The 20,766-nt window shown below is 64.4% G+C and carries 22 protein-coding genes; 10 read left to right on the top strand and 12 right to left on the bottom strand.

Annotation, left to right across the window (positions count from 1 at the left end):
- Positions 1-45: 45 nt before the first annotated feature.
- Positions 46-339, bottom strand: coding sequence for a BolA family protein (locus HFP57_RS10035; protein WP_176869639.1), 294 nt, complete (start codon positions 337-339; stop codon positions 46-48).
- A gap of 94 nt (positions 340-433) precedes the next feature.
- Between HFP57_RS10035 and HFP57_RS10030 the strand changes: the two genes are divergently transcribed.
- The 3 genes from HFP57_RS10030 to cobT all read left to right on the top strand — a co-directional run bounded on the left by HFP57_RS10030 (position 434) and on the right by cobT (position 4,037).
- A complete protein-coding gene (locus HFP57_RS10030) occupies positions 434-970 on the top strand; it encodes a J domain-containing protein (protein WP_176871256.1) in 537 nt (178 codons plus the stop codon).
- A 22-nt stretch (positions 971-992) separates the two neighbouring features.
- Positions 993-2,000, top strand: coding sequence for a cobaltochelatase subunit CobS (gene cobS, locus HFP57_RS10025; protein WP_176869638.1), 1,008 nt, complete (start codon positions 993-995; stop codon positions 1,998-2,000).
- A gap of 207 nt (positions 2,001-2,207) precedes the next feature.
- Positions 2,208-4,037 carry a cobaltochelatase subunit CobT gene (gene cobT / locus HFP57_RS10020; protein ID WP_176869637.1) on the top strand — a complete coding sequence of 610 codons (1,830 nt, stop codon included), beginning with the start codon at positions 2,208-2,210 and terminating at the stop codon, positions 4,035-4,037.
- Positions 4,038-4,490: 453 nt separating this feature from the next.
- Here cobT and HFP57_RS10015 read toward each other — a convergent pair whose 3' ends face one another.
- The gene (locus tag HFP57_RS10015) at positions 4,491-4,925 is read right to left on the bottom strand and encodes a glycine zipper 2TM domain-containing protein (RefSeq protein WP_176869636.1); all 435 of its coding nucleotides are present in this window, start codon (positions 4,923-4,925) and stop codon (positions 4,491-4,493) included.
- A 195-nt stretch (positions 4,926-5,120) separates the two neighbouring features.
- Here HFP57_RS10015 and HFP57_RS10010 point away from each other — a divergent pair, with 195 nt between their 5' ends.
- Positions 5,121-6,119, top strand: coding sequence for an esterase-like activity of phytase family protein (locus HFP57_RS10010; protein ID WP_176869635.1), 999 nt, complete (start codon positions 5,121-5,123; stop codon positions 6,117-6,119).
- Positions 6,120-6,376: 257 nt separating this feature from the next.
- Here the strand turns inward: HFP57_RS10010 and HFP57_RS10005 are convergent, their stop codons facing one another.
- Entirely contained in the window at positions 6,377-6,856 is a 480-nt protein-coding gene (locus tag HFP57_RS10005; RefSeq protein WP_176869634.1) for a Rid family hydrolase, read from the bottom strand.
- Between the two features lie 4 nt (positions 6,857-6,860).
- Complete coding sequence (rpmB, locus tag HFP57_RS10000; protein ID WP_176869633.1) at positions 6,861-7,145, bottom strand: 50S ribosomal protein L28; 285 nt, start codon at positions 7,143-7,145, stop codon at positions 6,861-6,863.
- A 143-nt stretch (positions 7,146-7,288) separates the two neighbouring features.
- Here rpmB and HFP57_RS09995 point away from each other — a divergent pair, with 143 nt between their 5' ends.
- Positions 7,289-7,513, top strand: coding sequence for a hypothetical protein (locus HFP57_RS09995; protein WP_176869632.1), 225 nt, complete (start codon positions 7,289-7,291; stop codon positions 7,511-7,513).
- A 64-nt stretch (positions 7,514-7,577) separates the two neighbouring features.
- A complete protein-coding gene (locus tag HFP57_RS09990) occupies positions 7,578-8,009 on the top strand; it encodes a nucleoside deaminase (RefSeq protein ID WP_176871255.1) in 432 nt (143 codons plus the stop codon).
- A 63-nt stretch (positions 8,010-8,072) separates the two neighbouring features.
- Here the strand turns inward: HFP57_RS09990 and HFP57_RS09985 are convergent, their stop codons facing one another.
- Positions 8,073-8,768 (bottom strand): YiaD family glycine zipper/OmpA-like lipoprotein, encoded by a 696-nt coding sequence (locus HFP57_RS09985; protein ID WP_425500706.1) that lies wholly within the window; start codon positions 8,766-8,768, stop codon positions 8,073-8,075.
- 139 nt (positions 8,769-8,907) lie between these two features.
- Between HFP57_RS09985 and HFP57_RS09980 the strand changes: the two genes are divergently transcribed.
- Positions 8,908-10,230 (top strand): hemolysin family protein, encoded by a 1,323-nt coding sequence (locus tag HFP57_RS09980; protein ID WP_176869631.1) that lies wholly within the window; start codon positions 8,908-8,910, stop codon positions 10,228-10,230.
- 51 nt (positions 10,231-10,281) lie between these two features.
- On the top strand, positions 10,282-10,443 hold the full coding sequence (locus tag HFP57_RS09975; RefSeq protein ID WP_176869630.1) for a hypothetical protein: 162 nt from the start codon (positions 10,282-10,284) through the stop codon (positions 10,441-10,443).
- 12 nt (positions 10,444-10,455) lie between these two features.
- On the opposite strand, the gene rpoN is transcribed toward HFP57_RS09975, so the two are convergent.
- The 6 genes from rpoN to HFP57_RS09945 are packed head-to-tail and all read right to left on the bottom strand — an operon-like array spanning position 10,456 to position 15,476.
- Positions 10,456-11,949, bottom strand: coding sequence for an RNA polymerase factor sigma-54 (gene rpoN / locus HFP57_RS09970; protein ID WP_176869629.1), 1,494 nt, complete (start codon positions 11,947-11,949; stop codon positions 10,456-10,458).
- 9 nt (positions 11,950-11,958) lie between these two features.
- A complete protein-coding gene (lptB, locus tag HFP57_RS09965) occupies positions 11,959-12,738 on the bottom strand; it encodes an LPS export ABC transporter ATP-binding protein (RefSeq protein ID WP_176869628.1) in 780 nt (259 codons plus the stop codon).
- Positions 12,739-12,789: 51 nt separating this feature from the next.
- Complete coding sequence (locus HFP57_RS09960; protein ID WP_176869627.1) at positions 12,790-13,371, bottom strand: LptA/OstA family protein; 582 nt, start codon at positions 13,369-13,371, stop codon at positions 12,790-12,792.
- A 5-nt stretch (positions 13,372-13,376) separates the two neighbouring features.
- Positions 13,377-14,015 (bottom strand): LPS export ABC transporter periplasmic protein LptC, encoded by a 639-nt coding sequence (locus tag HFP57_RS09955; RefSeq protein ID WP_176869626.1) that lies wholly within the window; start codon positions 14,013-14,015, stop codon positions 13,377-13,379.
- Positions 14,008-14,625 carry a ribonuclease D gene (locus tag HFP57_RS09950; protein ID WP_176869625.1) on the bottom strand — a complete coding sequence of 206 codons (618 nt, stop codon included), beginning with the start codon at positions 14,623-14,625 and terminating at the stop codon, positions 14,008-14,010. The genes HFP57_RS09955 and HFP57_RS09950 overlap by 8 nt, the downstream gene beginning before the upstream one ends.
- Before the next feature lie 32 nt (positions 14,626-14,657).
- The gene (locus tag HFP57_RS09945; protein ID WP_176869624.1) at positions 14,658-15,476 is read right to left on the bottom strand and encodes a TerC family protein; all 819 of its coding nucleotides are present in this window, start codon (positions 15,474-15,476) and stop codon (positions 14,658-14,660) included.
- A 74-nt stretch (positions 15,477-15,550) separates the two neighbouring features.
- Here HFP57_RS09945 and HFP57_RS09940 point away from each other — a divergent pair, with 74 nt between their 5' ends.
- Together HFP57_RS09940 and HFP57_RS18155 are read left to right on the top strand one after the other, a co-directional pair.
- Entirely contained in the window at positions 15,551-16,060 is a 510-nt protein-coding gene (locus HFP57_RS09940) for a DUF4870 family protein (protein ID WP_176869623.1), read from the top strand.
- Between the two features lie 136 nt (positions 16,061-16,196).
- Positions 16,197-16,868 carry a cold-shock protein gene (locus HFP57_RS18155; protein ID WP_176869622.1) on the top strand — a complete coding sequence of 224 codons (672 nt, stop codon included), beginning with the start codon at positions 16,197-16,199 and terminating at the stop codon, positions 16,866-16,868.
- 102 nt (positions 16,869-16,970) lie between these two features.
- Here the strand turns inward: HFP57_RS18155 and HFP57_RS09930 are convergent, their stop codons facing one another.
- Positions 16,971-20,546, bottom strand: a complete 3,576-nt coding sequence (locus HFP57_RS09930; RefSeq protein ID WP_176869621.1) for an autotransporter domain-containing protein — start codon at positions 20,544-20,546, stop codon at positions 16,971-16,973.
- Positions 20,547-20,766: the final 220 nt, after the last annotated feature.

The raw sequence follows: 20,766 nt of genomic DNA, 5'->3' as shown, positions 1-20,766 counted from the left end.
CCCGCCGTCTGATCTGGGCTCTTGCCTTCGCAGGAGCACGCTCATTTACTCCGGAAGCTCGCTGGGCGCCCTCGCCCGGATCTGCAGCGCGTGAATGCGGCCCTTGAGCAGGTCTCCCAGTGCCTGGTTGACCGCGCGCTGGCGTTCGACCCGGTTCATGTCCTCGAACTGGAGCGCCACGATCTCGACCGTGAAATGGCTTTCGCCGCTGCCATCGTCTCCGGCATGGCCGCGATGCTGGGCGCTGTCGTTGATGACGCGCAAATAGGTCGGGCCGATGGCTTTGGTCAGCCGCTTTTCGATTTCGGCCGCAACCGGGCCTTTCGATTCTTCCGTCATGGCTCCTATATAGGCATGTCGAACGAAAGGAGCACCCTTGGCCTCACGCGCGCGCCATGAACGGTTTCACGGCCGGATCGATGACAGCGAACGGATGTGCGATCATCCCGGCTGCAGCGACCCAGGCGAATTCCGTGCGCCCAAGACCGGCCATCGCCGCGGCGGTTTCGACGGGCCGGGCGACTATTACTGGCTGTGCCTCGATCATGTCCGCGCGTTCAACGCCGGCTATGACTATTTCGACGGGATGAGCGAGGACGAGATCTACAGCCAGCAGCGCCCCTGGTCGGGATGGGATCGCGAGACGCGCGCCTTCGCGGCCAACGGCGCCAGCCCCACGCCGCGCTGGCACGATTTCACCGATCCGCTCGATGCGATCGGCGCGCGCTTCCGGACCGGAGTGCGCAAGCCGCGGACCGACGGCAAGCCGCTCACCGACCGCGATCGGGAAAATTTGCAGATTCTCGGTCTCGATGCCGACAGCGACCGAAAGACGCTACGGCGCCGCTATGCCGCGCTGGTTCGCCAGTACCATCCTGACAAAAATGGTGGGGACCGGAGCCGGGAGAAGATGTTGCAGCGCGTCATCGACGCCTATACGCAGTTGAAGGACTCGCCCGTTTTTTCCTGATTTGCCCACGCTAGGACGAATAATGAATACCATTGCCAATACGCAGCCCGACAGCCGGGCCGAGCCGATCATGGCCGAGCCGGACAAGATGGTGAAGGTGCGCGAACTGTTCGGCATCGATTCGGATATGGAAGTGCCCGCCTTCAGCGAGGCCGACGAGCGCGTGCCCGATCGCGACGAGAGCTACGTCTTCGATCCCGATACGACGCTCGCGATCGCCGCGGGCTTCGCGCACAATCGCCGGGTCATGATCCAGGGCTATCACGGCACGGGGAAATCGACGCATATCGAGCAGGTCGCCTCGCGCCTCAACTGGCCGTGCATCCGGATCAATCTCGATTCGCATATCAGTCGGATCGATCTGGTCGGCCGCGACGCGATCGTCCTCAGGGACGGCCAGCAGGTCACCGAGTTTCGCGAAGGCCTGCTCCCTTGGGCGCTGCAGACACCGACCGCGCTCGTCTTCGACGAATATGATGCGGGCCGGCCGGACGTGATGTTCGTGATCCAGCGCGTGCTGGAAACCGACGGCAAGCTGACCCTGCTCGATCAGAACCGCGTGATCCGCCCCAATCCCTGGTTCCGCCTGTTCGCGACGTCGAACACGGTCGGGCTCGGCGATACGACGGGTCTCTATCACGGCACACAGCAGATCAACCAGGGCCAGATGGACCGCTGGAACATCGTCGTCACGCTCAACTATCTGCCGGCGGCGACCGAGGCGAAGATCGTGCTCTCCAAGAACGAGCAATATGACAATGCGGACGGCCACAAGACCGTCGACGATATGGTCAAGGTGGCCGAGCTGACCCGCCAGGGCTTCATGGCCGGCGATATCTCGACCGTGATGAGCCCGCGCACCGTCATCACCTGGGCGCAGAACGCGACGATCTTCGGCGATGTCGGCTTCGCCTTCCGCCTGAGTTTCCTCAACAAATGCGACGAGGCGGAACGGCCGCTGGTCGCCGAATATTATCAGCGCGTGTTCGGCACGGACCTGCCGGAAAGTGTGGTGGGGAGCGCGGGGTGAAGGCTCGTGTCACCAGTTCTTCTCCCTTGATGGGAGAAGGATATGGAGCCTTGGCGAGGCACGAGCCTAGGCGCAGTTGGATGAGGGTGTGCGAGCCTCCGGCTCGCGCGGCCGCCGGGCGACCGCATACCCCTCACCCAGCTCCGACTAGGCAGCAAGCTGCCAAGTCTGCACAACCCTCTCCCACAAGGGGAGAGGAGTTATAAGATGGCCGACCCCAACCCTCTCGACGATCTGAAGGCGGCGCTCGCGGGCGCGGCGCGCGCCATGGCGCAGGACGCTGAGGTGGAGCTCGCTTTCACCGCCGATGTCCCGGTTTCCAACGGCCGGCATATCAAGGTCCCGATGCCGTCGCGCGGGCTGCCGCCTGATCAGGTGGCCGAGGCGCGCGGATTCGCCGATGCCGCGGCGCTGATGCTGCGCTATCACGACGATGCGATGCACGCGTCCGCGCGGCCGAGCGAAGCGATCGCGCGATCCTGCTTCGATGCGATCGAAAAGGCGCGGGTCGAGGCGCTCGGTGCGCGGCGCTATGCGGGCGTCAGGGACAATCTCGCCGAGGCGCTCGATCATCGGCTCAAATCCGATCCCATTTCCAAGGCGCGCAACCGCGACGAGGTGCCGCTGGCTTCGGCGGTGGCGCTGATGGTGCGCGAACGGCTGACCGGCGAGGCGGCGCCCGAGCGTGCGCAGGCCGGGCTCGATCTCGTGCGCGACTGGATCGAGGAGAAGGGCGGCGCCGATCTCGACGCGCTCGAAATGCTGCTCGACGATCAGCAGGGCTTTGCGAAGCTCACGACCCAGCTGCTCGAGGATCTCGACCTGATCGACGGCGATATGCAGCCGGACGATGCGGATGAAGGCGGCGACGAGGACGAGGGCGAAGACGAGGATGAAGGCGATACCGACGATTCCGACGAAGGCGATGCCGGAGCGGAGTCGCAAGCCGATGCCCGCGCCGAAACCTCGGAAGAGGAAGGCGAGGATGGCGACGGCGAATCGCTCGACGACGATTTCGGCGACATGGACGGCGATCCGATGGACGAGGGCGAGGAGGGCATGCTCCCCGTCCGCCCCAACCGGCCGTTCAGCGAGCTGACGCCCGAATTCAACTATCGCGCCTATACGACCCAGTTCGACGAGACGATCGCCGCCACCGAACTGTGCGACGAGGAGGAGCTGGGGCGGCTACGCGCCTATCTCGACCAGCAGCTCGTGCATCTGCAGGGCGCGGTGACGAAACTCGCCAATCGGCTGCAGCGGCGGCTGATGGCGCAGCAGTCCCGCTCGTGGAATTTCGATCAGGAAGAGGGGCTGCTCGATGCCGCCCGGCTATCGCGCGTGATCGTCAATCCGGCCCATTCGCTGTCCTACAAGGTCGAGACCGATACCGAGTTTCGCGATACGGTCGTCACCCTGCTGATCGACAATTCGGGATCGATGCGCGGGCGGCCGATCTCGATCGCGGCGATCTCGGCCGATATCATGGCGCGGACGCTCGAGCGCGTCGGCGTAAAGACGGAAATTCTGGGCTTCACGACCCGCGCCTGGAAGGGCGGGCAGGCGCGCGAGCAATGGCTGGCCGACGGCCGGCCCGCGCATCCGGGGCGTCTGAACGATCTCAGGCATATCATCTACAAACAGGCCGACGAGCCCTGGCGCCGCGCGCGCAAGAGCCTGGGCCTGATGATGCGCGAAGGGCTGCTCAAGGAGAATATCGACGGCGAGGCGCTGTTATGGGCGCATAACCGTCTGATCGCCCGGTCCGAGGAGCGGCGTGTCCTGATGGTGATTTCGGACGGCGCGCCGGTCGACGATTCGACGCTGTCGGTGAACAGCGGCAGCTATCTCGAAAAGCATCTGCGCCAGGTGATCGCCTGGATCGAGAACCGCTCGCCGGTCGAACTCGTCGCGATCGGCATCGGGCATGACGTGACGCGTTACTATGAGCGGGCGGTCACGATCATGGACGCCGAACAGCTGGGCGGGACGATGGTGGAACAGCTCGCGAGCTTGTTCGACGAGCCGCCGAAATAAGGCCGATCCCGTCCTATCCGCTTGCAATGTCCGGCAAGCAGCGCTTTTTCGACGAGTTTCGTCATTGCGAGGAGTCGCAAGGCGACGCCGCAATCCAGAGCCACGAGCGACATCGTTTGTTGCTCTGGATTGCTTCGCTACGCTCGCAATGACGTAAAAGGTTGGCGGTAATTGTCGGAGGGATAACTGCCGGCCACATGCTTTGTTGCGTGCGTTCTGCTTGCAATGTTGGAAATTATCGGGTGCAATCGCACGCGGACCGGTCGGTGTGCATGCCGTTTTCGGGGAACCGGATCGATCCGGAAAACGACCGGCTGTGTGTAAACTATGTGAACTTTGCGCGGCCTCGCGAGCGCGCCGGATGGAATTCGGGGGCCGGCGCAGATACGCGCGCCGGCCCCCTCATCCTCGATACGCAACCCGAGGATTAGACTGTTTCGATTGGGATAGCGGTTAGCAGTCGCGGTCGATCGCGCGGCCCGCGAGCGCGCCGGCCACGCCGCCGATGATCGCACCGGCTGTGCCGTCGCCGCGCCGGCCGTAACGGTCGCGGTTGCCGCGCCCGATTTCACGGCCGAGCAACGCGCCCGCTATGCCGCCGATAACGGTGCCGCCCGTGCCATTGTCGCGGCAGCGGCCGCGATAGTAGCGGCGATCGCGAGAATGGCGCCGGCTGTAGCGGCGGCCGTCATAATAGTCCCCGCGCCGATAGTGACGCCGGTCGTAGCGGCGGTCGCGGCGGTCATACCGCCGATCATAGCGATCGTCGTACCGGCTCTCATACCGGTCATCGTCATAATAGCCGTCATAAGCGTGCGCGCTCGCGGGAACGAACATGGTGCCGGCGAGCGCCGCGGACGCGGCCAGGGCAATTTTCTTCAAAGCCATCTCAAATCTCCAAAGCGTCTTCAAAAGCCGTCTCACATCTGGCGTGGCGGGTTTCGCGTCCAAGCAGCTCCCGTCGACGCAGCGCCCTTATGGACGTGGTTAGCGGAACCTTGTCTGAACGGCGCTGTTGTCCGCCGTTCAGCTTGATCCGTGTTTCGGCTGTGCGGCCTGCCACGGCGATGATAGAGAGCGGCGATGATCCGCCGTATCGCCGCCGCTCTGTCGATTTTCCTCATCGCGGGATCGATCCTGGTCATCGGCCAGGGCCAGGGAGAAGCGACCGACAGGCCGTTCGCGATTTACGCCGAGCCGGTCGTGCTGGATCCCGCCGATCCCGGGCGCCGCGATATCGGCAGGCTGCGCTATCTCGGCGGATGGGTGCTGGGCAGCGACGATCCCGATTTCGGCGGTATCTCCGCCATGGCTTTGGCCGGCGACGGGTTCGTCGCGATCAGCGATGCCGGCGGCCTGTTCCGCTTCGCGCTGGACGGGGACGCGATTGCCCGTGCCGAAATCGCGGAACTGCCCGCCGGTCCCGTGCCCGAAAATGACGGCCCGGTCAGCAAGCGCGATCGCGACGCGGAGGCGCTCGCCCATGATCCCGCAACCGGCCGCTACTGGGTCGCGTTCGAGCGCGCCGACGGCGTGTGGCGCTTCGACGCGGATTTTGCCGCCTCCGACGCCGATCATGCCCCCGACGCGATGGAGGACTGGCCGAACAATGGCGGGGCGGAAGCGATGGTGCGGTTCGACGATGGCCGGTTCCTGATCTTTTCGGAGGCCGGCGACGGCCCCGGCGATTCGCGTGAGGTCTTCCTCTTTTCCGGCGATCCGAGCGAGAGCGGCGAAGCGCCGGTCCGTCTCGGCTATCGCCCGCCCGGCGACCATCGGATCACCGACGCGGCCTTGTTGCCCGACGGACGGCTGATCGTCCTCAACCGCGATTTCAGCCTCGTCGCCGGCGTCTCGGTCATCGTGTCGATCGTCGCGCTCGACGACCTGACGGACGGGGCAATACTGACGGGCGAACCGGTCGCGCGGCTCGATCCGCCGCTGACGATCGACAATATGGAAGCGCTGGCTGTCGATGCGCGCAATGGCCGGACGATCGTCTGGATGGCGTCGGACGACAATTTCAATCCGCTGCAGCGCAGTCTGCTGCTGCAGTTCGAATTGATCGAGGATGCGCGGTGATTCGCCGCCCCCGGTCCGGGGCGGGGCGATCGGGAAAATGGTGGGCAGGGTAGGGGTTACACCTACATCTAACCGTAATCTGCGGTCCGCTCTGATTGAGCTACCCGCCCGAACCGATAGCCTTTACCTATACTCACGATTTGGCAAGCCTATTGCGCGAACGGACCGGCGCTGTCCCGATCGGGGACAGGTGTACAAGGCTGTTTTCATATTTGGAGGGCTTGGATGGTCCGGGAAACCGGCAGGACCGGCTCTCGCTATTGCGGTTCCGCGAGCCGTGCGACGATCCTGATCTCGGTGATGCCCCGGTCGGGAACGAGCCGATCGATCTGAATCGCCGTCCAGGCGGGAAAGGGGGCGTCTATATGGCGCCGCTGGACTTCCGCCATCACGTCGAGCTGAGTCGTGAGGTCGGTGTGGAAGCTCATGATATCGACGACATCGTCCCAACTGGCGCCCGCGCGTTCGAGAATGGTCCCGATACGCGCATAGGCGCGCGCATAGGCCGCTTCGAGATCCGTTTCGCCGGGCGCGAGGCCGACCACGACGCCCGACAGATAGACATGGCCGTCATCGGTGACGACGGCGTCGGAAAAGCCATATTGCTCCTGAAAAGCGCGCGCGCCCTCATGCTCGGACATGAGCACGGTTGCGCTATCCCGGGCGCCGGGCTCGTCCTGTGCGCTGGCCGCGCCCGCGCTCGCCAGAAGGAGAAAGGCGAGAGCGGTGCGGATCATGAGCTTAGGCCGCCTGTTTGCTGGCGATTTCGCGCTTCACCTTGCGCGCCTTGGGGCTGAGCTTGTCGTCGGCCGTCTTCAGCAGCCAGTTGTCGAGCCCGCCGACATGTTCGACCGAACGCAGTCCGTTGGTCGACACGCGGAACTTGAAGCTCCGCTCGAGCGCTTCGGACATCAAGGTAACATTCTGCAGATTCGGCAGAAACGTCTTCTTCGTCCTATTATTGGCATGGGACACATTCATTCCCACCAGCCGACCCTTGCCGGTCAGTTCGCAAATACGCGACATAATCCTAATCCTGAAATCACGGGTTTCCCGGAAAGCGGCGCAGATAGCCATATCCGGTCATTTCGTCAAGCGTAACAGTAGCCAAAGGGAACCATCGGCAGTAAGCCGAGTTGGTGCATTTTGGCACTTAGAGGAGAAATTATATGCGTATCGCTTTTGCACTTGCGCTGCTGGCAGTCCCGCTGGCCGCGTGCGACGTGGATCAGACCGAAGAGGCCGAACTGCCCGACGTCGATGTCGAAGGCGGCAATATGCCCGAGTTCGATGTCGATACCGCCGACGTCGAGGTTGGTAGCGAAACGACGGAGGTCGAAGTGCCGACTATCGACGTCGAGCCGGCCGATGCGGGCGACGAGGCTCCCGAATAACGACAAAGTTCAGGGGGCAGCGAAATACCGGGCAAGAGCCGTGACATTTCCGCTGCCCCCGCCCATGCAACGCGCGCTGGAACTCGCCGAACTGGCCGCGACGGCATCCGAGGTGCCGGTCGGCGCGGTGATCACGCGCGGCGGTGATATCGTCGCGGAAGCCGCCAACGACATGCGCGCCAGCGGCGATCCGACCAATCATGCTGAAATGCGAGCGATTCGCGCCGCGCTCGACGCGCTCGGCACCGGCCGGCTGGACGGTTGCGATCTCTGGGTGACGCTCGAGCCGTGCGCCATGTGCGCCGGCGCCATCGCCCATGCACGTATCGACCGGCTCTATTACGGCGCACCAGATCCGAAGGGCGGCGCAGTCGAACATGGCCCGCGATTTTTCGGTCAGCCGACCTGCCACCACCGTCCCGAAATCTATCCGGGAATCGGTGCAGGGCGGGCGGCGGCGCTCCTCGCGGATTTTTTCCGCGACCGCCGCGATTAGCGCAAAAAAAAGGGCGCCCGATATGCACCGGACGCCCCTCGCTATTACCTGATCGAACGGCGATCAGTCGCCCACCGCATTCACATCCTGCTGGGTGATCGGCACGATCCGGATCTCGACGCGCCGGTTCTGCTGCTTGCCGGCAGCGGTCGCGTTGCTGGCGATCGGCTGGCTCTCGCCGAAGCCTTCGGTGGCGATCCGCGCGCGGGCCACCCCGCGGCCGGTCAGATAGCTGGCGACCGACTGCGCACGCCGGTTCGACAGGTCGAGATTGTAGCCGTCGGAGCCGTCCGAATCGGTGTGGCCGTAAACGTCGATATAGGTTTCCGGATAGCTGGAGAGGGTCTGGGCGATCTCGTCCAGCGTCGTCCGGAATTGCGGGCGGATCATGCTCGAATCGACATCGAATTCGGCAACCGAGCCCGGCATCTGCAGGTAGAGATTATCGCCCTCGCGGATAACGTTGGTGCCCGTGCCCGCCGTCGCTTCTTCGAGCTCGCGCTGCTGGCGGTCCATATAGGTGCCGATCGCGATGCCCGCGACCGCGCCAATGCCGGCGCCGACGATCCGCTCGGCCCGGTCGCGGCGTCCGCCGACGAGATCGCCGAGCAGATAGCCGCCCACCGCGCCCGCGACGCCGCCGATGGCCGCGCGCGAGACGCGCTGTTCTCCGGTTTGCGGATTGGTGGTGCAGGCCGTGGTTGCGCCCAGCATCGCTATCGCGGCCGTTCCGGCCAATAGCCCCTTAGAAAGTCTCACAATTTGTCTCCTTCATATTCACGTGATGCTTAACCAAAAGCGTCAATGGGCCGCTTGTTCCCCGTCAATCGTGAACAGAAGCTGATCATGCGCTTGTCCCGCCCGCCAAAAGCGGGCAAATGGGCGGAACCGGTCCATCATGCCACCCGACCTATCCCCCTTTCCCTGGTTCGATCTGTGCATCATTTTTGCATTGGTCCTGCTCAACGGCGTCTTCGCGATGTCCGAACTCGCGATCGTTTCGTCGCGCCGGGCGCGGCTGCAGGCGATGGTCAAGGACGGCCGCCCGGGCGCGCAGACCGCCATCGATCTGGCTTCGCAACCGGGACGGTTCCTGTCGACGGTTCAGATCGGCATTACGCTGATCGGCATTCTCGCCGGTGCCTATTCGGGCGCCAGCCTGGGCGGCCCGGTGGGCGACCGCCTGGCATTTCTGGGCGTCGAGCCGTCCCTCGCGCAGACGCTGGGCTTCGCGCTGGTGATCATCCTGACGACCTACGCCTCGCTGGTGATTGGCGAACTGGTCCCCAAGCAGCTGGCCTTGCGCAATCCCGAGCGGGTCGCAGTCGTCGTCGCGCTCCCAATGCGATGGCTCGCGCGGTTTACGGCGCCGCTCGTCTGGTTGATGGACCGGACGAGCGCCCTCATCTTCCGCCTGTTGCGGATGAGTCGCAATCCTCAATCGCGCGTTACGGCCGAAGAACTGCACATGCTGGTGGCGGAGGCGACCAAATCGGGCGTGATCGAGGAGAGCGAGCGGGCGATCATATCGGGCGTCGTGCGGCTGGCCGACCGGCCCGTCCGCGAGGTGATGACGCCGCGCACCGAGGTCGACTGGATCGAAGCCTCGTCGAGCCCCAACGAGATCCGCGAGGCGTTGCTCGCGACGCCGCATACCCGGTTGCCGGTGGCGGAAGGATCAGTCGACGAGATCATCGGCGTGGTCCAGGCGCGCGATATCGTCTCGGCGCTGTTCGAGGGGCGTTCGCTCGATCTGCGCGAGCTGATGCGCGAGGCGCCGATCGTTCCCGACCAGGTCGATGCGATGGATGCGCTGGAAGCGTTGCGCGAGTCCGATGTGCCGATGGCGCTCGTCCATGACGAGTATGGCCATTTCGAAGGGTTGATGACGCCGCTCGACTTGCTGATCGCGGTGGCCGGCGAATTCGTGTCGGACCAGGAGGTCGGCACCGATCCGGCCTTTGTCGAGCGCGCGGACGGCAGCTGGCTGCTGTCCGGTTCGCTGTCGGCGGACAATATGGCGGAAAAGCTCGGTGTCGACCTGCCCGAAGATCGCGACTATGCGACCGTCGCGGGCTTCGCGCTGTCCGTGCTCAAACGCCTGCCGACGACCGGCGAGCTGTTCGAACGGGATGGCTGGCGCTTCGAGGTGGTCGACATGGACGGTCGCAAGATCGACAAGCTGCTCGCCCAGCGTTCTAGGGCGACCGACCGGCCTTGAAGGCCGATGCTTGATGTATTACATGGACAATACACCAAGTGGAGAAAAACCGTGTTGCGGATCATCCTGTCCATTATCGCAGCGATCATATTGCTTGTGGTAGCCGTCAATGTCGTAAAATCGATGTTCGCGCTCGTCTTCTACGGTCTCGCGCTGTTTCTGGTCGGCTATGTCGTCTGGTATTTTCTCAGTGGGTCGAAACGCAGCGAATAAAGGCCGCTGACCTCAGGCCGCGCGGTTGCCGAGCTTCTTCTGGCGCCGCCGCTCGACCGATGAGCCGATCCCCATCGCTTCGCGATATTTCGCGACCGTGCGGCGGGCGATGTCGAACCCCTTGTCCTTGAGCAGGGCGACGAGCTTGTCGTCCGACAGGATCTTGTCCTCATTCTCGATCAGCGTGCGGATATGGCTTTTGACGGCCTCCGATGACGCCGCTTCGCCGTCCACGCCCGTGCTGATGCCGCTCGTGAAGAAATATTTGAGCTCGAATATCCCGCGGTCGCAGGACAGATATTTGTTCGACGTCGCCCGGCTCACCGTCGATTCATGCATGTCGATCGCCTCGGCGATCTCGCGCAGGGTCAGCGGTTTGAGATGGGTCACGCCCTTGCGGAAAAAGTCCGCCTGACGCTTCACCAGCTCGCCGGCCACCTTGACGATGGTGCGGGCGCGCTGGTCGAGCGCCCTGGTCAGCCAGTTGGCGTTGGCGAGGCATTCGTTGAGCCAGGCCCGGCTTTCTTCGTCGTCGCCCGCTTCCGACATTTCGTGATAATAGCTGCGGTTGACGATCAGCTTCGGCAGGGTCGCATTGTTGAGTTCGACCGCCCAGCCCTTCTTGCCCGGCGCGACGAAGATATCGGGCACGACCGCCTGGACCGGTTCGCCGCCGAACTGGCAGCCGGGCTTGGGGTCATAGTCGCGCAGCTCGGCGATCATGTCGGCCATATCCTCGTCATCGACGCGGCACATCCGTTTCAACCGCCCCAGCTCGCCGCGCGCCAGCAGATCGAGATTGTCGATCAGCCGCGCCATGGCGGGATCGTAGCGATCGGCCTCGCGGGACTGGATCGCCAGGCATTCGGCCAGGTCGCGCGCACCGACGCCGGTCGGTTCGAACGTCTGGATCACGCCGAGCGCCCGTTCGAGATCGGCCACCGGGACGCCGAGCTGGTGCGAGAGGCGGAGCAGGTCGGCGCGCAAATATCCGGTTTCGTCGATCCGCTCGATCAACTGCCCCGCGACCAGATAGTCCTGCCCCGACAAGGTGCCGCCGGCTTGGGCGAGCAGATGATCGTGGAGCGATATGTCGGCGGCGGCGAGCAGATCGAGATCGGGGCCGTCCTCGCCGCCGCCGCGTCCCTCGATTCCCGTCATGCCGAGCGCGCCGTCCATCCCGGCGTCGGATCCGCTATCGTCGGACAGCGCGCTTTCCTCGATATCGAGCCGGGCCTCGTCGTCCGCGCCGCCATTCTGGACGAGTGTGTCGGCGGTGGCCAGATCGGGCGCGTCCTCGAAGCCGTCGCCCTCTTCGCTCGGCGCCGCCGTTTCGCGCTGTTCGTCGCCGGCGGCATCGAGCAGCGGGTTCTTCTCCAGCTCCTCGGCGATAAAACCTTCGATTTCGAGATTCGACAGCGCCAGCAGCTTGATCGCCTGCTGGAGTTGCGGCGTCATAACCAGAGACTGGCTCTGCCGGAGGTCGAGGCGTGGTCCTAGTGCCATATCGGCACCCTAAACTGTGAACCCTTCGCCGAGGTAAAGCCGTCGCACCTCGTCATTGGCGACCAGATCGTCGGGAGAGCCTGAAAACAACACCTTACCGTCATAGATGATGCAGGCCTGGTCGACGATACCGAGCGTTTCGCGGACGTTATGATCGGTGATCAGCACGCCGATATTGCGGTTTTTCAGATCGGCGACGAGTTCGCGGATATCGGCGATCGAGATCGGGTCGATCCCGGCGAACGGCTCGTCGAGCAGCATGATCGACGGGTTGGCCGCCAGCGCGCGGGCAATTTCGCAGCGCCGCCGTTCGCCGCCCGACAGCGCCATCGCCGAGGAATCGCGCAGATGGGCGATCGAAAATTCCTCCAGCAGCTTTTCGAGCCGTTCGGCGCGCGCGTCGGGATCGGGTTCGCTCATCTCGAGCACGGCCGCGATATTCTTCTCGACGCTCAACCCGCGGAAGATCGACGTTTCCTGCGGCAAATAGCCGAGACCGAGGATCGCGCGGCGATACATGGGGAGGCCCGTAATGTCCGCGCCATCGAGCATGATCCGCCCGGAATCCGGCCGTACGAGACCCATGATCGAATAGAAGCAGGTCGTCTTGCCCGCGCCGTTGGGGCCGAGCAGGCCGAGCACATGGCCGCGACCGATATGCAGCGAAACGTCCGACAGAACCTGCTTCTTGTCATAGGATTTGGCGATCGAGACCACCGACAGCCCCTCGGTCTCGGAATCGAGCTCGGGATGACCCTCAGGGGGTTCGATGATCTCGGCTTTGTTCATTGTTTCGCTATTTGGCATCATCCGTGCATGTTGGGAAGCAGCCGGCCGGTTTCAATTGGCCCGGCCGGTTTCTTCCCGATTGGCCGAATTGTCGCGCTGAGGCACGGTGAACCGGCCCGTCACGCGGCCGGTTTCGGTTCCTTGCGTGACGATGCCGTCGCCGCCCTGCGATCGGCCGTCGATCACCGCTCGTCCCGTATCTAGGTCGATGACGAGCCGCCCGCCGCGGATCACATTGCCCCCCTGGTTCAGCTCGACGCCGCCGATCAGCGTGATCAGCCGGCGGTTGAGGTCGTAGACGCCGAACTGGCCGCGCGCGGTTTCGCTCGGGCTGCGGACGAACACCCCGCCGCTCGCGTCGAGCCGCTGCACTTCGACGCCGCCCGCGACGCTGCCCGAATAGGCGACCGTGATGCGCGCCGCGTCGAGCGACAGATTGCCCTGGCGAACCTGGACATTGCCGGAAAAGATCGCCCGGTCCGCCCGATCCTGCACTTCGATCCGGTCGGCCGCGACGTCGACGGGGGCGTTGGTGTCGAGGCCGCCAAGCGCCGACTGGCTCGAGGCCGGCACGGCGGCCAGCACCGTGAGCGCGAATCCGGTGACGAGCGGCAGGAGATAGGATCGGGTCATGACCGCTATCTGCCCGCGCCTTGGACGATGCGCAAGCGTGCGTCACCTTCGAGAAAAACCGTGCGCGTCGGCAGGTCGACCCGCATGCGGTCCGCGCTGAACGCGCCGAGCGGAATCTGGCCGTCGACCTCGCCGGCGCTGCGCATCTCGCGCTCGTCGAGCTGCACCAGCACGTTGCTCGTCCGCAACCGGTAACCGTCGGCCGCCCGGAACTCGAGCGGGCCGTCGATGGTGACGATCTCCTCCTCGAGATCGTAGAACCCGCGATTGGCGACGATGAAGGCGAGACCGTCTTCCAGCTCGAGCTGGGCCGACAGGTCCTCTAGCTCGACGATCGGGGTCGATGAACTGCGTTGAAGAGCGGACGCAGCGTTCAGTTCGAAGGGGCGGCCCGCACCGTCGGCGCCGCTGTAGCGCGCGGCTTCGACGCGCAGCCGCTCGGCCGCGATTTCGACATTGTCGCGCGACAGGAGGAAGCTCAGCTCATTGTTGGTCTGCAGGGGCGCCATGGCGAGAAAGGCGGCGAGGACGCCGATCGCGCTGGGCAGGATGATCTGCAGATATTTGACGATCCGGTCGTGCCGCCCGCCCGGCGCCGCCCAATGCTGCCGGCGGTCCAGCCTTTTCCGGGCGGCCTCAGACATGGGCGAAAATGTCGACCTCCGGCCAGCCGGCGAGATCGAGGCGCGCGCGGTGTGGCAGGAAATCGAAACAGGCCTGGGCGAGATGCATGCGTCCCTCGCGCTCCAGCCGCTCGTCCAGCTTTTCCTTCAGCCGGTGCAGGAACCGCACATCGGATGCCGCATAATCCTTCTGCGCATCGCTGAGATCCGGCGCGCCCCAGTCGGAGGATTGTTGCTGCTTGGAAATCTCCGCCCCCAGCAGTTCGCGGCAGAGTTCCTTGAGACCGTGCCGATCGGTATACGTCCGGACGAGCCGCGAGGCGATCTTCGTGCAATAGACGGGCGCGGCCGTGACGCCGAGATAATGCTCGACCGCGGCGAGATCGAACCGGGCGAAATGATAGAGTTTCAGCCGTTCGGGATCGCCCAGCAGCGCCTTCAGATTGGGCGCCGCATAGTCGCTGTCGGGCGCGAAACGCACCAGATGCTCGTTATCGCCTCCGTCGGACAGCTGGACGACGCACAGCCGGTCGCGCGGCGTATGCAGCCCCATGGTTTCGGTGTCGACGGCGATCGCGCCGGGGCCCAGGGCATCGGCGGGCAGATCTTCTTCGTGGAAATATACGGTCATGCCAGCGCACATAGGCGCAATGGCGCGGGCGCTCAATGGCTGGCGGTCTGCTCCCCTGCCATATCCGCCTCGCCCATGCGCCTCTGCCGCGCCCGCCGCGCCATGATGTTGAGCGTTTCGACCCCGGCGGCGAACGCCATCGCGGCGTAGATATAGCCCTTCGGAATATGGACGCCGAACCCGTCCGCGATGAGCACGAAACCGATCATCAGCAGGAAGGAGAGGGCGAGCATCACGACCGTCGGATTGCGGTCGATGAATTCGGCCAGCGGATCGGCCGCAATCAGCATGACCGCGATGGCGACGAGGACCGCGACGATCATGATCGGCAGCTGGTCGGTCATGCCGACCGCCGTGAGGATCGAATCCACCGAAAATACCATGTCGAGCAGCAGGATCTGGATGATGACCGACGTGAAGGTCATCGTCGCCTTGCCCTTCTTGTCGAGCATGGTACCGGACGGTTCGGTATCCATCGCGTGATGGATTTCCTTGGTCGCCTTCCAGAGCAGGAACAGCCCGCCCGATATCAGGATCAGGTCGCGCCAGGAAAAGGCGGTTTCGAAGGTCGGCTCGCCGTGGACGCCGGGCGTGCCGGCGATACCGAGATCGAACACGACCTGTGTCGCCTGGACGATCCAGGCGATCATCGACAGCAGGGCCAGCCTCAATATCAGCGCCAGCGAAATGCCGATCCGCCGCGCCTTTTGCCGCTGTTCCTCGGGCAGTTTGTTCGAGAGGATCGAGATGAAGATCAGATTGTCGATCCCGAGCACCACTTCGAGCACGATGAGGGTGAGCAGCGCGGCGATATTGCCAGGATCCGTAAAAACGGCGAGCAGGCTTTCCATGGCGCGATCATTGCCTTGCGTATCGCGAACGTGCAAGCTCCGGCGGGTCGAAAGCGGTGAAGAAGGGGAAAAGGATGGGCGACGAACGCGGCCGGGGCGGCAAGCTGGAGGTCGATCCGCCCAATACATCCGAACCGCCGCGACATGAACGGGAAACGGTGCGTCCGAAGCCCGGGGAGCCCGAAGCGGCGGCCGGACAGTCCGAAACCGGCGCACAGCGGAGCGCCGGACGCCCAGCCGCGGCATCCGACACGAACAAACCGGTCATCATAGCCATTCTCTACCTGACGAGCCTCGTCCTGGGCATAACCGGGCTGGTAGCCTTCATATTGGCGCTGGTGTGGAAATCCGAACCGGGCGAAGGCTGGGAGGCCTCGCACTATGATTACCAGATCATGACCTTCCTGCTCTGGCTCGGAACGACGGTGCTCGGGATCATCCTGATATTCACGATTATCGGGGCGCTGGTGGGCATCCCGCTTCTGTTTTTGGCGGTCGTATGGCTGCTCGTCCGCGCCATCATGTCTCTCATTCGCGCATTGAACCGGGAACCGATGCCCAATCCCGGGACGTGGCTGGCGTAAATCGCTCGCGAAAGCGGCGTTTTTCCGCTATACCGAATCACGGTACGGCAGATTCGTGCCATGAAGTTGGCGCGCACCGCCCGGCGCGAGCTCCTTCGATTTTGAGCTTTGGGCGAACGGGAAGACTTTAGGACAAATGAGTTTCGACAGGGACCGGCGAGGACGCCGAAGGGATAAGCGCGACAGTTTCGGCGACGAAAACTACCAAGGCTATAACGAACCGAGCGGTTTCGGCGGAGGCCGGGAATCGGGCGGTTTTGACAATCGCGGCGGCGGCGGCGGTGGCTACCGTGGCGGCGGCGGCGACCGGATGCCGGCGCAGATCGTCGGCGAAGGCAAGGGCGTCGTCAAATTCTTCAACGCGCAAAAGGGCTTCGGCTTCATCGTTCGTGACGATGGCGGCGAAGACGTGTTCGTGCATATCAGCGCGGTCGAGCAGGCCGGCCTGACTGGCCTCGCCGAAGGCCAGCCGCTGAGTTTCAATCTCGTCGATCGCAACGGCAAGGTTTCTGCGAGCGATCTGGTAATCGACGGCGAACCGCTGCCGGTGCCCGAACGCGACGATCGCGGGCCGCAGCGCCAGCTGACCGGCGAGAAGGCGAGCGGGACGGTCAAATTCTTCAACAGCATGAAGGGTTTCGGCTTCATCCAGCGCGACGACGGCCAGCCCGATGCGTTCGTGCATATCAGCGCGGTCGAACGCGCGGGCATGCCGACGCTCAACGAAGGCGACCGGCTCGACTTCGAACTGGAGGTGGATCGGCGCGGCAAGCATGCCGCGGTCAATCTGCAGCCCAAGCACGACTAGACCAGTTTGCGATTTCCGCGCCGGACGAACGGTGCGCTGAACGCAAAAAAAGGGCCTCGGCAGCGATCTGCCGAGGCCCTTTTTGCGTGAGCGAACCGCGTTCTAGAAGCGGAACGTTGCGGTCGCCCGATAGGTCTGGTTCCGCACGTCGTTGCGCCACAGAGTGCTGTCCACCGCGAAGTCGATATCGATGCTGTCGGTAACGATCTGGAGGCCGCCGCTGAGTTCCACCCAGTCGCTGTCCTGCGCCACTCCGAGCGCGAAGGGCGCCCGTGCCGCGCCGAGTCCGCCCACGAAATTGGCGAGGAACACGGCCGGCGTGTCGGCGAAGTCATGCACATAGGTTGCATTGAACCGCGGCCGGATGGAACCCGTGTCGGCCGTGACGTCAACACCCAGACGGCCCTGGAGGCTGTCCAGCGTCGCGCCGCGGCGGAACTGCATGGCCGGGCCGCCACCGGTCTCCGACGAATTGCCGAAGCCCAGATAGCCGTAGCGCAGAGCCGCGTTCGGCGTGAAGCGGACCGTTCCGGTGCCGAATTCCTTGCCGAGCATCACTTCGGCTGCGACCGCCAGCGCATCTTCCTGGAGCGCCAGGTTGAACGTGTTCGGTCCGATGGCGACCGTGCGCTGCGTCTCGTTGTCGAAGACGCCGGCACTGGCCTGGCCCGACAGGATAAGCCCGTTGGACATCTCCCACGCGCCGTACAGCGTGCCCTGCCACAGCTGCCCGTCTGCCGTCTGGCCCGCCGATGCGTTGGCGTCCAGATCCGAGAAGGAGAGCGAATAGCCGATCAGCACATGCTCGCTTGCCATGTGCTCGATACCGGCGGCGAGGAAATAGCCGTCGAACTGATCGCGGCCCGTCGAGATCGCGGCCGGCATAGCCCGCGAGCTGCCGTCGATATAGCCGCCGGCGAGATAGATCGCCATCGACTCGTCGATGCCGTGATCTTCCATCATCGACCCGTCGCTATGGCTGTCCATGGCGATCTGGTTCTGCCACGGCGCGCCGAGATTGCCGGCTGCGGCGACCTGGATCGGTTCGCCGATCGAGGCGACCGTGCCGCCCTGGAACCCGCCCGAGCGCGCGGCGCGCAGGCGATCGCGGTAGAAGCGCGACATATTCTCGGTCGCCGCCATGCCGATCGCCGTCCGGGTCGTCTCCGTGATCGGAGCGAGACCCTCGAGCGTCGCCTGGATCGTCGCCGCATCGGTGAAATCGAGGAAGCCGTAGATATCGGGGAAACCGCCGGCGCGGCTGCGGTTGCCGTCGAGGATCGCCGCATAGGCGGTTTGCACAGCCGATGCCGGATCGACGACATTGGCATAGCTGCCGACATCGATCCGCACCTCGACCGTGTTCGCGGTATAGGCGAAGATCGGCTGCAGGATGGCGCTCAGCGTTCCGTCGTTGAACGTCCCGGTGACGCCGCCATCCGCGGTCAGGAAGGTGTAGGCCGCGTCGCTCGTATAAATGGTGCCGGGTACCGCTGCGAAGGCGACATTGCCCCCGACATCGGCCTGGCCCGTCACGGCGAGGACATCGGTAGCAGGCGCCGCGCCGAGGTCGATCAGCAGTGTCGAACCCGAAGCGAGGACCAGATTGCCGTCCACGGTCAGCGTGCCGATGCTTCCCATGCCGCCGGGCGCGATCATGCCCGCGACACTCGTCAGGAAGGGCGTCTGCACGGTGCCGTTGCCCGAGAGCATGCCGGCAACCAGCAGATAGTCGCCAAGGGTGGTGAGCGATCCGTCGGCATTGATCCCGCCACCCGTCTGGGTGATGTCGATCAACGAGGTCAGATCGCCGCCCGTCGCGATATCGAGTCCGGCAGCGCCGGTGACCGTCAGCCGGTCGATCGTGGCTGCGCTGCTCAACGTCGTGATGCCGTCCTGGCTCAACGTGACGTCGAAATAGCGGCCGTTTACCCCGCCGGCGACGTCGGCATCGATATTGTCCGGAACGAAGCCGGTGGCTCCGGGAAGGCCGTTGTCGAGCGTCGGAGCCGGATTGGGGCCCGCCGCGAACTCAGGCTCGCCGCCGCTGATGCCCTGGGGCTGCTCTTCGGCGGTTTCGGCGCCATCGCCCTGGGCCTCGTTCTCGACGAGATCGACACCGTTGTGCGGCGCTTCGATGGCGAATTCGACGCCGTTGCCGTGCGCCTGATGCTCGGCGCCCATGATCATGCCGGCGCGCGCGCCGGGAGCTGCCTGAGGCTGCTGCTCGGCGATTTCGACACTGGCTTCGGCGGCGGGAGCCGAGACCGTCTCGGCAACCTGTTCGCCCTGGCCGTCGCCAGCCGCAGGATCAGCTGCCGCGGGCGCTCCGAGCAGGTCGTCGGTCGTGACCCGACCGATGCCGGACGTCAGGGTCCCGCCGATTTCGCGCGCTGGCGGGGTGGGGTCGCCGCTTTCCAGATCCTGGCAGCCATCGCCCGGATTCGCGCCCTCGGGATCGAAGCAGACTTCGCCGAAATCGGGCGATCCGCCTTCCGGCCCGAGACCCGGCGAAGTCGGCAGGCCGTTCACGACCGCGCCGGTCGGATCGATGATCCGGTAGATCGGGTCGAGTTCGGTCACCCAGTGATTGGGATCTTCCCAGGCACCGTCGCCGGCGACCGCGCTGACATAGCGATACGGGTTCGTCGCGACGATATAATCCCAGTAGAGATAGAGCGGCTGATAGAAGCTTTCCGTGCCGTAGCTCGAAAATACCTGCGGGCCGAAGAAGCGGCTGCCGCCCGAAAGGACGCCGATCTGCAGATCCTCTGTCGACAGATCATTGTTCGCCGCATCGAGGATCAGCGGGCCGCCGGAATCGCCGCCGGCCGTCGTCGCTTCGCGCTCGCGCGGTTCGTCCTTGTAGAGGTTGAAGTCGAACGGGTTGGTCTTGTTCGGGTCGTCGAAGTCGAGACGATAGAGGCTCTGCGGCAGATCGCCGAACGGGTTCCCGAACAGGAACTGATTGCGTTCGTCGAACGAGGTCAGCGCGCCGAGCATGTTCTCGGCCGCGCGGCGGCGCCAGTCGATGCCGACAGACGCGCCGGTCGTGCCGCTGCCCGAACGGCCATAGCCCGTGATGTTCACGTGATAGCCGGTGCCGTCCTGATCGGTGATCTGGTCGGGGGTGGGGAGTGGCGAGAAGAGCAGCGCCCAGGTGGGGATCGTCGACCGCAGCGTCTGCGTCGCCGGATCGAGTTCGCTCGTTACCGGCCGTGCCAGGCTGGCCAGCGCGATATCAGCCTCGAGAAAGCCGAAAGCCGCCGGATCGTCCAGCGACCGCGGATCGTAGAAAATCTGGGCGATGTCGTAGACGCCCAAACCGGGATTGGAGGTAAAGCCGTTGTTGATCCAGTCGAGGAAACCCGGAAGCGCATCGTCGTCGAACGAGAAGGCCGACCGGATGATCGTGCCGTAATCGCTTTCCGGGCGATCGTTCACGCAGTGCGCCGCGAAGAGAACGGTGCGCGGGTTGATCAGCGTGCCGGAGCAGACGAACCCGTCATTGCGGAAGAACATCCCCACGCCGTTCAGACCGGTATCGTCGATGATATCGTCCGGCGTGAAATTGTCGTTCGGAACGATGGCCTGTGCCGGTGCGGCCAGCGCAAGCGCGAGCGCGCCGCACGCCGTGGTCGTGGCGAGCGAGAGAAAACGGGATGATTTTGCAGACATGGTCAGTGCCCCTGTTTTGGAAGTCACAGAATAGTAAACTCTGCAGACGTTTTTGGCGGCCGGGCGAGGATTCAGCAAGTGGTTTTCCGCCCCGCGCCGAAACGGCTGGAATCAGTAGTTTTCCGAGACTTCGGTGCGTCGTAGACCCGTTCGAGTGATGCAAATTTGCATCACTTCGCGCGAGTCCCAACCGTCTGCAAACAAAAGAAAAGCGGGGCAG

It is taken from the genome of Parasphingopyxis algicola (assembly GCF_013378075.1).
Classification (GTDB): Bacteria; Pseudomonadota; Alphaproteobacteria; order Sphingomonadales; family Sphingomonadaceae; genus Parasphingopyxis; species Parasphingopyxis algicola.
Note: the sequence above shows the minus strand (reverse complement) of the source record. Positions and strands in the feature narration are given on the sequence as shown.